Origin of the sequence: Kitasatospora sp. NPDC127111, assembly GCF_042677465.1 — a bacterium.
Lineage (GTDB): Bacteria > Actinomycetota > Actinomycetes > Streptomycetales > Streptomycetaceae > Kitasatospora.
In genome coordinates, this window is sequence record NZ_JBHXTG010000047.1 from 48,784 (window position 1) to 60,728 (window position 11,945).

Annotated in this window: 13 protein-coding genes; 7 read left to right on the forward strand and 6 right to left on the reverse strand. The window is 74.0% G+C overall.

Translation table 11 applies throughout. The annotated features are described in order from the left end of the window. Positions 1-158: 158 nt before the first annotated feature. Both ACFVHB_RS25675 and ACFVHB_RS25680 read right to left on the reverse strand, forming a co-directional pair. The gene (locus tag ACFVHB_RS25675; protein WP_380326747.1) at positions 159-854 is read right to left on the reverse strand and encodes a DUF1062 domain-containing protein; all 696 of its coding nucleotides are present in this window, start codon (positions 852-854) and stop codon (positions 159-161) included. 722 nt (positions 855-1,576) lie between these two features. After that, positions 1,577-2,512 (reverse strand): LysR family transcriptional regulator, encoded by a 936-nt coding sequence (locus ACFVHB_RS25680; RefSeq protein ID WP_380326750.1) that lies wholly within the window; start codon positions 2,510-2,512, stop codon positions 1,577-1,579. A gap of 138 nt (positions 2,513-2,650) precedes the next feature. On the opposite strand from ACFVHB_RS25680, the gene ACFVHB_RS25685 reads away from it, so the two are divergent. Next, positions 2,651-3,895 (forward strand): MFS transporter, encoded by a 1,245-nt coding sequence (locus tag ACFVHB_RS25685; RefSeq protein ID WP_380326753.1) that lies wholly within the window; start codon positions 2,651-2,653, stop codon positions 3,893-3,895. A gap of 187 nt (positions 3,896-4,082) precedes the next feature. Continuing rightward, positions 4,083-4,682 carry a cysteine hydrolase family protein gene (locus ACFVHB_RS25690; protein ID WP_380326756.1) on the forward strand — a complete coding sequence of 200 codons (600 nt, stop codon included), beginning with the start codon at positions 4,083-4,085 and terminating at the stop codon, positions 4,680-4,682. A 59-nt stretch (positions 4,683-4,741) separates the two neighbouring features. Here ACFVHB_RS25690 and ACFVHB_RS25695 read toward each other — a convergent pair whose 3' ends face one another. After that, positions 4,742-5,182, reverse strand: coding sequence for a hypothetical protein (locus tag ACFVHB_RS25695; RefSeq protein ID WP_380326759.1), 441 nt, complete (start codon positions 5,180-5,182; stop codon positions 4,742-4,744). Between the two features lie 467 nt (positions 5,183-5,649). Between ACFVHB_RS25695 and ACFVHB_RS25700 the strand changes: the two genes are divergently transcribed. Continuing rightward, positions 5,650-5,805 carry a DUF6131 family protein gene (locus ACFVHB_RS25700; protein ID WP_380326761.1) on the forward strand — a complete coding sequence of 52 codons (156 nt, stop codon included), beginning with the start codon at positions 5,650-5,652 and terminating at the stop codon, positions 5,803-5,805. Between the two features lie 175 nt (positions 5,806-5,980). Here the strand turns inward: ACFVHB_RS25700 and ACFVHB_RS25705 are convergent, their stop codons facing one another. Both ACFVHB_RS25705 and ACFVHB_RS25710 read right to left on the reverse strand, forming a co-directional pair. Beyond that, positions 5,981-7,048 carry a hypothetical protein gene (locus ACFVHB_RS25705; RefSeq protein WP_380326764.1) on the reverse strand — a complete coding sequence of 356 codons (1,068 nt, stop codon included), beginning with the start codon at positions 7,046-7,048 and terminating at the stop codon, positions 5,981-5,983. A 137-nt stretch (positions 7,049-7,185) separates the two neighbouring features. Further along, positions 7,186-8,268 (reverse strand): Ku protein, encoded by a 1,083-nt coding sequence (locus ACFVHB_RS25710; RefSeq protein ID WP_380326767.1) that lies wholly within the window; start codon positions 8,266-8,268, stop codon positions 7,186-7,188. A 339-nt stretch (positions 8,269-8,607) separates the two neighbouring features. On the opposite strand from ACFVHB_RS25710, the gene ACFVHB_RS25715 reads away from it, so the two are divergent. Together ACFVHB_RS25715 and ACFVHB_RS25720 are read left to right on the forward strand one after the other, a co-directional pair. Next, the gene (locus ACFVHB_RS25715) at positions 8,608-9,405 is read left to right on the forward strand and encodes a thymidylate synthase (RefSeq protein WP_380326770.1); all 798 of its coding nucleotides are present in this window, start codon (positions 8,608-8,610) and stop codon (positions 9,403-9,405) included. Further along, positions 9,402-9,902 carry a dihydrofolate reductase gene (locus ACFVHB_RS25720; protein WP_380326773.1) on the forward strand — a complete coding sequence of 167 codons (501 nt, stop codon included), beginning with the start codon at positions 9,402-9,404 and terminating at the stop codon, positions 9,900-9,902. The genes ACFVHB_RS25715 and ACFVHB_RS25720 overlap by 4 nt, the downstream gene beginning before the upstream one ends. On the opposite strand, the gene ACFVHB_RS25725 is transcribed toward ACFVHB_RS25720, so the two are convergent. After that, positions 9,869-10,165, reverse strand: coding sequence for a hypothetical protein (locus ACFVHB_RS25725; protein WP_380326776.1), 297 nt, complete (start codon positions 10,163-10,165; stop codon positions 9,869-9,871). The two genes, ACFVHB_RS25720 and ACFVHB_RS25725, sit on opposite strands and share 34 nt — an antisense overlap. 43 nt (positions 10,166-10,208) lie before the next feature. Here ACFVHB_RS25725 and ACFVHB_RS25730 point away from each other — a divergent pair, with 43 nt between their 5' ends. Next, positions 10,209-10,772, forward strand: a complete 564-nt coding sequence (locus ACFVHB_RS25730; RefSeq protein ID WP_380326779.1) for a DUF6328 family protein — start codon at positions 10,209-10,211, stop codon at positions 10,770-10,772. A gap of 164 nt (positions 10,773-10,936) precedes the next feature. Further along, positions 10,937-11,716 (forward strand): VOC family protein, encoded by a 780-nt coding sequence (locus ACFVHB_RS25735; protein ID WP_380326782.1) that lies wholly within the window; start codon positions 10,937-10,939, stop codon positions 11,714-11,716. The last annotated feature ends 229 nt before the right edge of the window (positions 11,717-11,945 follow it).

Here is an 11,945-nt window from a genome sequence, read left to right on the forward strand (position 1 = left end):
TGACCAGTGCGGACGTCGCGGCTGCGCACCGGGTGGTTCGCCGAAGGAACCGGGAGGGCCGCCTCGGTCGGTCCCGACCGGCTGACCGTGGCGGGTGTCGCGCGGAGCGGGGCCTCCCGGCAGCTCGAAGGCTGTCGGGAGGCCCCGCCGCCCCGCCGCTACGCTCCCGCTGCCGCCGGGCGCGAGGATCGCGGCGGCGTGCCGGGTGACCCGAGGTGGCTCAGGTCGGTGCGCACCTCGGCCGGAGCGCCGGGGAGCTCCGGGTGTTTCGCGGCGTCGACGGCGCCGCGGTCGTGGAGGGTGAGCTCGAAGTCCCGGTGCGCCTTGGCGCCCAGCCCCGGCGGCAGCTGGATGCGCCCGTCCCCGACCATGCGTCGCACCGCGGTGCGGCTGAGACCGAGGCCGAGCATGAGCAGCCGTTCGACGCGGACCGGCGCGGGCAGTTCGAAGCCGACCACGACCCCGAGGGGCGTCGGGTCGTCGAGCGCGTAGAGGGGCGTGCGGGTCTCCAGCGCCCAGGTACCGGTCCAGTCGAGGCGGTACCCGTTCTTCGTGGCGAGTGACGCACTCATCGTCAGCTCCCGCACCACTCCCGGATCGTTGTTCTCGTAGGCCACCAGACGGGCGGGCTCCAGCGACGAGACGTGGACGCGTTCGTGGACGGGCACCTTCGAGGTCCGGTCGCACGTCGCACAGCTCAGCAGCAGCCAGACGTCGAGCAGCTTGCCGCTCGCGTTGACGCGGATCTTGCCCGAGGGGCGGTGCCGCGTGCCGGGGCAGTCCGGGCAGGGGCGGACGACGGCGGGCAGGGCGGACTGACGCACGGCCCAACGGGCCTTGCGGTGGGTATTCATGGAGATGGTTGCTTTCAGGACTCAGCAGGAGCCGGCTCTGGCAGGCAGGGCCGCGGCTCCTGTCATCTGACGGATGCACACGAGGGCGGCGCGAGTCATCGCCTCGGGGCCGAGTGCTCAGGCGCAGAGGTCGATCTCGCGACGGGTCGGTTGTCGCTACGTGGCAGCCGTCAGAAGTCCATGCGGACGATCGTGGTCGAGGCCACGGCCCGCCGGCAACTCATTTTCCGCCGCCCGCCTGTCGGCCCGCCGCCCCTCCAGACCCGCCGCCCGCCGCCTGCTGCGCCCCTCCCGGCCCGTCGTCCGCCCGCCCCGCCGGCCGGCCCTGGTCGCCCGGAGGCCGAGCCTCCGCAGCTCACCGCGCCCCTCGCGGTCCCCCGGGCCGCGCCGATATCGGTGGCGCCGGTGTCGGTGCGCCCTGGCATCATGTGCGGCGGATGTGAGGCCGGGGCGGCGCTGCGGTGGTGCTCAACGCTCCTGTGGTGACGCGGTGGCAGGCCATGCCGATGCGGCGCTGACCGCTCAGGCCTGCGGCGGGGTGCGGTGGACGCTGCGGATCGCCGCGACGTCCGGGCTGACGGCGGGCGGCGGGAGGTGGGCGCTGAGCTCGTTGAAGTGCGGGTGGCGGTCTTCAGCCGTCCGCTGGCGCGCCCGCTGAGCGAGGGAGACGGCCGGCTCCGGACGCGAGCCGGCGCGGGTGGTCGTGGAGGACGTGGCGTCGTTCAGTGAGGACGCACCCAGCCCGGCCGCCAGGTGCCGGGGGCGTCGTGGCCGGCCGCCGTCGCGGTGAGGTGGGCGCGCAGGGTGGCCAGCGCCGGGTGGGGGTTGTCGCGGTGCCAGAGCAGCGAGTGCGGGTAGACGGGCGTCGGGTCGGTCACCGGGATGCGGCGCAGGCCGTGGTCGGCGGGCCAGACGAGGCGGGTGTGCCCGCCCATGAAGGTCGCCAGGGCCGGGGTGTCGGCGATGGTGTCGAGGAGTGCGTCGGAGCCGAAGTTGGGGCCGGTCGCCTCGATGGTGAGGCCGAACTCGGCGACGAGGTCGTCGTAGTAGGCGCCCCACTCGGTGCCGGGCACGACGCCGGGCATCCAGATCCGGTGCCCGACGAGCTGGGCGAGCGTCACCGACCGGGCGCCCGCCAGCGCGTGGGCGGGGCCGGTGAGGAGCTGGAGGGGCTCGTCGACCACCCGGACGGACTCGATGTCCTCGGGAAGGTGCCGGCCGGGCATGGCGACGGCGCGGAAGGACGCGTCGATCGCGCCGGACCGGATGGCGGCGACGGCGTTCTCGATCTCGAACAGCATCAGGACGTCCAGGTCGACGTCGGGGTTCGCGCGGTGGAAGTCGCGCATCAGTCCCGACGCCGCGCCGCGCGAGTTGATCACGTCGACGCGCAGGGGGCGGCGGCCGGTGCGGACGGACGCGGCCGCGCGCTCGGCGACGCGGAGCAGCTCGCGCGCGTGGGGCAGGAACGCCTGCCCGTCGATGGTGAGTTCGGCGCCGCGGGGCGTTCGGGTGAACAGCCGCACGCCGAGGTCGCGCTCCAGCGCGGCGATCCGCTTGGAGACGGCCTGCTGGGTGATCGCCAGATCGGCGGCGGCCAGCTGGAACTGGCCCGCTTCCGCGACGGCGGCGAAGGTGCGTACGGCTTCGAGGTCCATGCCGATTCACCTTAGTGAACAACGAATGGTTGTGTCAGGGCCGTCGGGTGGTTGTTTGACCTGCGATTGTCCGGCCCGCTTGGCTCTCCTCGGTCAACGTCGGTTTGTTCGGGTGGGACGAGAAGGAGCGCGCAGAGCATGCTGGGCAGGAGGTCGTTGGGCCGGCGGTTCGGCTGGTTGTGGTCGGCGTACGCCGTGAGCGCCTACGGGTCCGCGCTGGGGTTCGGGGCCCTGCCGTTGATCGCCGTGCTGGTGTTGCGGGCCGGCCCCGCCGAGGTGTCGGCGCTGTCCGCGGTGGGGCCCGCGGTGGGCGCGCTGATCGCGGTGCCGCTCGCGCCGTGGGTGGAGTTCCGGCGCAAGCGGCCGGTCATGATCGCGATGGACCTGGTCCGGTTCGCGGCCATGGCGACGATCCCGGTCGCCTACGCCCTCGGCACGCTCGGCTTCGTCCAGCTGTTCGTGATCTCGGCCGTGGTCGCCGCGGCCAGGATCGCGGCCACCGCGGCCGGCGGCGCCTACCTCAAGGCCCTCGTCCGGCCGGACGACCTGCTCGTGGCGAACGCGCGGTTCGAGTCCACGAACTGGAGCTCCATCGCGGTCGGGCCACCGCTCGGCGGGGCGGCGATCGGCGTGTTCGGACCGGTGACCACCGTGGTGGCCGACGCGCTCAGCTACCTGCTCTCCGCGCTGGGCATCACCGCGATCCGGGGCCGGGAGGACGCGCCGCAACCCAGCGGCAGGGGCCCGGTCCGGGCGGGCGCGGTGCTCGACGGCTGGCGACACATCGCGGGCGATCCCGGGTTGCGGGCGCTCTACCTGAACAACCTGCTGGTCTCCGGTCTGATCATGGCCACCGAGCCGCTGCTGGCGATCCTCCTGCTTCGCCAACTCGACTTCGCCCCCTGGCAGTACGGCCTCGCCTTCGCCGCTCCCTGCCTCGGCGGACTCGTCGGCTCCCGGCTGGCCGGCCGGGTCGTGGCCCGCCACGGCCGGCACCAGGTCCTCCGGACCGCCGGCACCCTGCGTGCCGTCTGGCTGATCGGCCTGGCCTTCGTCCGGCCGGGCGTCGTCGGCCTCGTCACCGTCATGGCCGTCGAGCTGGCGATCATCGTCAACATGAGCCTCCACTCCCCGGTGCTCGCCACCTACCGGCTCGAACGCACGCCCGACCGGCTCGTCGCCCGCACGTTGGCGGCCTGGTCGATCGGCCAGCAGGTGTCCATCGCCGTCCTCACCGCACTCGGCGGGCTGCTCGCCGACGTCACCGGCCCGCGCACCGCGCTCGCGGCCGCGGGGCTGCTCATCCTCGGCACCCCGCTCCTGCTTCCGCGACGCGACCGGACGTCGCAGCCCGAGCCGGAACCGTCCCGGAGCCCCGCATGACGCACCGCAGCCCGCTGCCGCAACCCACTGCCAGAACCCACTGCCAGAACCCGCTGCCGCCACGCCCTGCCGCGCCGCACCGCCGCGACCCGCTGACGAACTCGTCGGCGACGCGCGCAGGCCGCCGCTGATCCGCCCCCGCACGTCCGCGTCGACCAGGCGCACCACCACCACGGAGGACACCCACATGACCACGGCCCCAGTTCTCGACCCCGCGCACACCGCTCTCCTCGTCATGGACTGCCAGCCCGCGATCCTGGCCGCACTGCCCGAAGGCGCGGACCGCGAGGCCCTGCTCGACCGGGTGGGAGAGGCCATCGCCGACGTCCGTGCCAAGGGCGGCACCGTCGCCTACGCGCGCGTCGGCTTCACCGAGGCGGACTGGGACGCGATCCCGGCCGACAACAGGTCCTTCGGCCCGCTGGCCCGACACCGTGTCATGCACCACGAGGACCCTGCCGCCGCCGTCCACGAGCGCCTCGCTCCCCGGGACGGCGACCTCGTCGTGCGCAAGGTCCGCCACGGCGGCATGTGCACCACCGACCTCGACCAGCAGCTGCGCGAGCGCGGCATCACCACGCTGGTCGTCTCCGGCGTCAGTACCAGCGGCGCCGTCCTGTCCACCGTCATCGACGCGGCCGACCGCGACTACCGGCTCTACGTGCTGTCCGACGGGGTCGCCGACCCGGACGCGGAAGTCCACGACGTCCTGCTCCACCGGGTGCTCCCGTCCCGGGCCCACATCGTCGACACCGCCGAGCTGCACGACCTGCTCCGGGGCGACTGACCCAGCTACTCGCCGGACTCCGGCGGGCGGGCGGGCCGGCCGCGCCCGGGCGGGCTCGGTCAGACCTCCTCCTCCATGCCGATGGCCTCCTCGAGTGCCCTGCGGGCCTGCTGGGGGTCCTCTCCGTCGATCTGCCGCAGGAGGGCGACGGCGATCGCGTCGAGCTTGCGCTGGACGGCGTGCTCGGCGCGGCGTTCGGCGTTCTTGAGCAGGGCCAGGAGCAGCAGGTTGAGCGCGGTCATGATGTCCCCGACCAGGATCTTCCATTCCTGGGAGAGGCCGATGATGTGGACCGTCACGAAGGTGGCGACCAGCAGCAGGCAGGCCGCGTAGAAGACCGGGGAACTGGTGAGGTTGGACGCGGCCTCGGCGGACCGCTCGAACCGCCCCCGCCCCGCACGGCTGCGTTCGGACGGATGCCGGAAGGTCATGGTGCCGTGCCGGTGGTGGTGCCGGGACAGGACGCGGGACGCGGGCGGCACGGCCGGCGGGGCGGGCACGGCCGGTATGGCCGGGAGCTGGCCGCCCGGCCGGGAGAACGGGTCCCCCTCGCGGCGGGGAGGACGAGCGGCCCGGCGACCGGGCTGACGGCGGGCACGACGGTCCGCGCGGGTCGGGCCATGGTGTCCTCCCCAGTCCTCGGCTGTACGGCCGGCCCGCCGCCCGGTGGTACGGACGGCGCACCGCCAGCGTCGCCGCCGTGCCCGGCGCGCGCACGCGGGGTTGGGCCAACGGGCAGGGGGTCGCGGCCTGCCGGTCCGACCGGTGGCGCCCACGGAGGCCGGTACCGGATGACCCGCGTGCGGACCGAGCCCGAACGCCGTGCCCGCCCCCCGGGCCGCACGGTCGCGGAACGGAGGGTTTGGCCGGCTGAAGGCGTGGTAGACGCAGCGCATGGGCCCGGCCGGAAAGCCGCAGGTCACACGGCTTCCGCGAACCCGTCCGCCCGCACCCACCGGAGGCTTTCGTGATCGTCCTCGGAGTCATTCTGCTCATCATCGGTTTGCTCACCGGCATCGGGATCCTGTGGACCATCGGCATCGTTCTCGTCGCCGTCGGTCTCATCCTGTGGGTCGCCGGTGCCCTCGGGCACGCAGTCGGCGGACGCCGGCACTACTACTGACCTCCTACTGACCCCATACTGACCCGTCCGGCCACCGGGCCGACGCCCCTCGGCGGAGCCGTCCGTGAACACCACTGTTCGCGGACGGCTCCACCAGGGCGCGCCGGCCCGGGCGCTGACGGCGTCTCCGTTCGGCTCACCGGGGGGAAAGGCGGGGGAGTGGCCGCGGGGCCGTTCAGTTCCCGTCGTCGACGGGGCCGGCGGACTCCAGCTCGCGCAGGTGCTCGACCGCGGCCCGGAGGGCCTGCCGCGCCCGGGCCGCCTGGTCGCGGGCCACGTCCGCCGCGTCCCCGGCGGCCTGGAGCTGCTCCTCGGCCCGGGTGAGCTCCTCCTGTGCCCGCGCGTCGCGTTCCCGCGCCTCGGCGAGCGCCGCCCGCGCCCGCTCGGCCTCGTCCTCGGCACGCTGCCGGGCGGACTCGGCGTCGCCGCGTGCACCCGCGGCCGCATCGCGGCGTCCGGCCGCCTCGCGAGCGGCCGCCTCCGCCTCGGCCACCGCCCGGCGGGCCCGTTCCAGTGCGCGCTCGTGCGCCTGTTCCCGTTCGCGCTGCTGCTGTCGCCGCTGCCGCTGCTTCGCGCTCTCGGCCCGCTTCCTCGCACCGACCGGTTCGCCGACCGGTTCGCCGCCCGGTTCACCGACCGTGGAAGGCGACGGCGGACGGCTCGGTTCCGGCCTCGCTCCGCGCCGTCCCGGCCTGGCTCTCTTCCCCTCGCCCGCGGCCCCCGGCACCGCGGCCGCTTCGGCCTCCGGCCCGCCGGGCGCGGCGCCGGGCCAGAGCACCGGTTCCAGCGGGGCGGTCAGCCGGCCCCGGGCCAGCGTGTGAGCGGCATCGGGGTCCGCGAGCGCGGCGCTCAGCGTGCGCTCCAGGTCGGCGACGGCGTCGGCTCCCAGCGGGTGACCGGCCGCGGCGGCTTCCTGCCGGGCCTGTCCGGTCAACGCCCGGACCAGTTGGCGGCGTTGCTCGGTGAGGGCGCGGAGCTCGTCGCCGGCGAGGTGTTCCTGGGCGTCCCGCAGCGCCTGACCGAGGTCCAGCAGTCGCTCGACCAGGCCGCCGTGACGGTGCGCGAGCAGGTTGGCGGCCCAGGCGGCCAGGGTGGGGCGGTGAAGTGTGCGGAGTCGTTTGGCGAGCTGGGGGTCGCTCTTCTTGAGCTGGTCGGCGCGGTGGTTGCGGGCGGCGGTGAAGTCGCCGGGGGCGAGGGCGTAGAGCTCGTCGGCGAGCCGGTCGAAGTCGGGCGTGCTGGCCATCGTCTCGGACTCCACGGTGCGTTCTCGCGGTCGGCGCGGTCCACCCGGTCCACCCTGTCCACCCGGTCCACCCGGTCAACGCGGTGCCGATGCGCAGTGGCCGGCGGCCAACGTCGGCGGGCCAACGGCCCAGTGGGTCAGGACGCTGCGCGGCGGGGCCGTCCGGCCTGTTCCAGGGCTTCCTGGAGTTGGTCGCGGGTCATGGTGGAGCGGTGGGGGATGTCGAGGTCGGTGGCGCGCTTGTAGAGCTCGGCCTTGGTGAGCTGGGAGAGCTGCTGCGCGCCGGTGGCGCTGGCCCGCTTCTTCCCGGTGGCTCTGGTGGCGGTCGCGGTCTTGGCGGAGGTGCTCTTCTTCCCGCCGGTCGTCTTCGGCGTCCGGGCGGCGGCCGCGGGCGCCGACCGGCCGGAGGGCTTCTTCGCCCGTTCGGCCGCCTTGCCCTCGCGGGCCGTGTCGAGGCTGCGGCGCAGGGCGTCCATGAGGTCGATGACGTTGGTGGCCTCGGGTTCGGGGCCGGCGGAGACGGCGATCTCGCGGCCGGCGAGCTTGTCCTCGATGAGCTTCCTGACCTGTTCCTCGTACGTGTCGTGCCAGTCCTCGGGCTCCCAGTCGATGGCGAGCGCGCCGATGAGCTGCTCGGCGGTCTTGACCTCCTGCTCGGACAGGTCGACCTTCTCGGGCAGGTTGTCGACCTCGGTGCGGGGATCGCGGACCTCGTCGGCGAAGTGCATGGTGTGCAGCTCCAGCAGGCCGCCCTCGGAGCGCACCGCGGTGAGGTACTCCTTGCCGCGCATCGAGAACATCGCCAGCCCGGCCTTGTTCGCGTGCTCAAGGGCCTCGACGAGGAGGGCGTAGACCTTGGCGTACTCCTTCCCGCGCGGGCCGAGGTAGTAGGTCTTGTCGAAGAAGATCGGGTCGACCTCGGCGAGGTCGACGAACCCGCCGATGTCGATCGTCTTCGAGCGGCCGGGGGAGATCTGTTCCAGCTCGTCCGGCTCGACGATGACGTACTCGCCCTCGGTGACCTCGTAGCCCTTCACGATGTCGCCGAAGTCGACCTCGCGGCCCGTCCGCTCGTTGACCCGCTTGTTGCGGACCCGGTCCGAGGTGCCGCGCTGCAACTGGTGGAAGCGGACGTCGTGGGAGCGCGTCGCGGTGTACAGGGCGACGGGCACCGTCACCAGCCCGAAGCTGAGTACCCCGGTCCACACAGGTCTGGCCATGGGAGCCTCCGTCCCGACTACCCCCGCGACACCACCGGCCCCGCCGGTCAAGCTCTGCGGGCCCGCACGGCCAGCGTCCCCGTTCGAGCGCGGCTTCGCACGCGCTGCTGGGCCGACGGGCGCCGCCGCCCTGCTGGGCCCCGCTCGGAGGCGGCGACGACGCCCTACCGGACGCCTGCTCCACCAGCCGCCGGGCCAAACCTCCGGCCGGCTCGCGCCCGCCCGCCACCGAGGCGCGCCGAGCGCATGTTTGCGACGCGCATACCATTGCGCCGCGGGCATCCGACGGGGTCTCGGGCGGCCGGTGGTGCGGCGTCGGCGATCAGTACAATCGCCGGTGTGGCGGACACCCAGTACGAAGACCTGTTGAAGCTCGTGCTCACCTCCGGGACGGCCAAGGCCGACCGGACGGGCACCGGTACCCGGAGTGTCTTCGGGCACCAACTGCGCTATGACCTCTCCCGGGGATTCCCGCTGGTCACCACCAAGAAGGTGCACCTCAAGTCCGTCGTCTACGAGCTGCTCTGGTTCCTGCGCGGCGACTCGAACGTGGGCTGGCTGCAGGAGCACGGCGTCACCATCTGGGACGAGTGGGCCGACCCGAACGGTGACCTCGGCCCGGTGTACGGCGTGCAGTGGCGCAGCTGGCCGAGCCCGGACGGCCGGCACATCGACCAGATCAGCGGCGTCCTCGACACCCTGCGCGCCGACCCGGACTCCCGCCGGATGATCGTCTCCGCCTGGAACGTGGCCGAGCTGGACAAGATGGCACTCGCACCGTGCCACGCCTTCTTCCAGTTCTACGTCGCCGAGGGCAGGCTGTCCTGCCAGCTGTACCAGCGCAGCGCGGACCTGTTCCTCGGCGTCCCGTTCAACATCGCCAGCTACGCCCTGCTCACGCACATGGTGGCGCAGCAGACCGGTCTCACGCCGGGCGAGTTCATCTGGACCGGCGGCGACTGCCACATCTACGACAACCACGTCGACCAGGTGACCGAGCAGCTCACGCGCGCACCGTTCGAGTTCCCGACGCTGGAGCTGCGCCAGGCCGACTCGCTCTTCGACTACGCCTACTCCGACGTCTCGGTGGTCGGCTACCAGCACCACCCGGCGATCAAGGCACCGGTGGCGGTGTGAACGTCGGGCTGATCTGGGCGCAGACCCTCGACGGCGTGATCGGCGCGGACGGCGGGATGCCGTGGCACCTGCCCGAGGACCTGGAGCACTTCAAGGCGACCACCCTGGGGCACCCCGTGGTCATGGGCCGCAGGACGTGGGAGTCGCTCCCGCCGCGGTTCCGCCCGCTGCCCGGCCGGCGCAACATCGTGGTGACCCGCGACCCGGGGTGGACGGCCGACGGCGCCGAACGCGCCGGCTCCGTGGCCGAGGCCCTCGAAAGCGCGGCCGGGGCGCAGCCCGGGGCCGAGGTCTGGGTGATCGGCGGCGGCCAGGTCTACCGGGCCGCCATGGAACACGCCGTGACGCTGTCGGTGACCGAGATCGACCTGTCGGTGGCGGGCGACACCTACGCCCCGACCCTCGACCCGGGGTGGAGCATCACCGAGGACGGCGGCTGGCGGTCCTCGGCCTCCGGGCTGCGCTACCGCATCCGGATGTACACGCGCGACCGGTAGCCGGGCGGCGATCGTCCGGGGAGTCCGGCCGGTCGGACGAGCGCGGCCTCGACGAGCGCGGCCTCGACGAGCGCGGCCTCGACGAGTGCGGCCTCGACGAGCGCGGCCTCGACGAGTGCGGCCTCGACGAGTGCGGCCGGTCCGACGAGCGCGGCCGGTCCGGGGTGGGAGGAGTCCCGCCCCGCGCCGGCCGGTGGCGGGCTCCCTCCGCCGCCCGCAGACTGGGCAGAGCACCGCCGGCCTTCGAGCCCGTACCGTGCCACGCCGCCCCACCGTGGCGTCCCTCCCGCCACAGGAGCCGGGCCCATGACCGACGACGAGACCCCCGCCCCGGGCCGGGACGAGACCTCCCGGGACGAGACCTCCGCCCCCGGCCGGGACGAGACCCCCGAGGAACGGGCGGACCGCCTGTGGAACGAGATGCTGCAGGAGGTCCGCGTCTGCCAGACGGGTGCGCAGATCCTCTTCGGCTTCCTGCTCAGCGTCGTCTTCACGCCGCGGTTCACCACCCTGCCCGAGTTCGACCGGCACCTCTACGTCGCCACCGTCTTCCTCGGCGCCCTCGCCACCGGGACCCTCATCGCCCCGGTGGCCTTCCACCGCTTCCTGTCCGGCCACGGGATGAAGCCCGAACTCATCCGCGTCGCCGGCCGGCTCATCTCCTCCGGGCTGGTCCTGCTCGCCCTCACCATCACCGCGGCCCTGCTGCTCCTGCTGCGCACGGCCACCGAGCTCTCCGCGGCGGCCTGGGTGCTGGCCGGCGCGGCCCTGGCCTGGTTCTGCGTGTGCTGGCTGGTCCTCCCCCTGGTGGTGCTCCGCCAAGCCCCCGCCCGTCGGCCGACCGGCCACCCGACCCGCTCCTCGCGGTGAGCGGTGCCGCCCGCGGCCATCCGGGTGCACGGCCGGCTCCGGCCCGGGGACGGCCGGAGCCGAATGGCGGGCGTCGGCTTCCCTCCTTCGTGCTGGCGTGTCGGACGGGCGACTCCGGTCGGCGACGAGAGGGTGACCGGAGTCTCTTATCCGAGGGAGCGAGAATGCCCGAAGTCACCACTCCGTACACCACCGGGATGCCGTGCTGGGTCGACCTGATGGCGAAGGACCAGCAGGCCGCGCTGGACTTCTACCGTGACCTGCTCGGTTGGAGCGGCCGGCCGGGACCGGCCGAGTTCGGCGGGTACGCGGTCTGCGAGCTCAACGGCAGGGCGGTGGCCGGCATCGGCCCGGCGATGGCCCCCGAGGGCGTACCGGAGCCGCCGACCGTCTGGACCAGCTACCTGGCCAGCACCGACGCCGACGCCACCCAGGACGCGATCGTCGCCGCGGGCGGGACCCTGCTCGTCCCGGTCCTGGCGGTCGGCGACCTGGGCCGGATGCTGATCGCCGCCGACCCGCAGGGCGCGGTGTTCGGCGTCTGGCAGCCCGGCGAGTTCTTCGGCGCCCAGGTGCTCAACGAGACGGGCGCGCTCACCTGGAACGAGCTGCACACCACGGACGTGCCCGCCGCCACCGCGTTCTACGGCGCGGCGTTCGGCATCGAGATCGAGCCGCGGAAGGGCACCGACTCCTACTGGGAGCTCCGGGTCGGCGGCCGGGCGGTCGGCGGCGTCACCCTGCTCGCCAACGACCCGCCCGGCACCCCCGCGCACTGGCTGACCTACTTCGCGGTCGACGACCTGGAGTCCACGCTGGACGCCCTCGTCAAGGCCGGCGGCAGCGTACTGGCCCCGCCGGTCGTCGTCGGGACCGGCCGGATGTCCGTGGTCGCCGACCCCCAGGGCGCCCCGTTCGCCATGATCAAGCCGACCGCGCTGTAGACCGTACGGCGCTGTAGACCGGACCGCGCTGTAGGCGGTACGGCGCTGTGGACCGGACAGCGCTGTAGGCGGTACGGCGCGGACACCGGCCGCCCTCCCCTCCGCCCGGAAACCGGGTGGCAGGTGAGGGCGGCCGGTGCGCGCCGTGGGCCGGCCGCCCCACGCACCGCCGGGGCCCCCCCCGGCGACGAGTCCGCCGGCCGCGACCCGCAGCGCCGCGTCGACTGGC

What these genes read in the sequence shown, in the direction of transcription:
- ACFVHB_RS25730 (WP_380326779.1), top strand. Translation starts at nt 10,209, where the DNA reads ATGACCGACGACGAGACCCCCGCCCCGGGCCGGGACGAGACCTCCCGG.
- ACFVHB_RS25680 (WP_380326750.1), bottom strand. Translation starts at nt 2,512, where the DNA reads ATGGACCTCGAAGCCGTACGCACCTTCGCCGCCGTCGCGGAAGCGGGC.
- ACFVHB_RS25690 (WP_380326756.1), top strand. Translation starts at nt 4,083, where the DNA reads ATGACCACGGCCCCAGTTCTCGACCCCGCGCACACCGCTCTCCTCGTC.
- ACFVHB_RS25735 (WP_380326782.1), top strand. Translation starts at nt 10,937, where the DNA reads ATGCCCGAAGTCACCACTCCGTACACCACCGGGATGCCGTGCTGGGTC.
- ACFVHB_RS25675 (WP_380326747.1), bottom strand. Translation starts at nt 854, where the DNA reads ATGAATACCCACCGCAAGGCCCGTTGGGCCGTGCGTCAGTCCGCCCTG.
- ACFVHB_RS25685 (WP_380326753.1), top strand. Translation starts at nt 2,651, where the DNA reads ATGCTGGGCAGGAGGTCGTTGGGCCGGCGGTTCGGCTGGTTGTGGTCG.
- ACFVHB_RS25705 (WP_380326764.1), bottom strand. Translation starts at nt 7,048, where the DNA reads ATGGCCAGCACGCCCGACTTCGACCGGCTCGCCGACGAGCTCTACGCC.
- ACFVHB_RS25710 (WP_380326767.1), bottom strand. Translation starts at nt 8,268, where the DNA reads ATGGCCAGACCTGTGTGGACCGGGGTACTCAGCTTCGGGCTGGTGACG.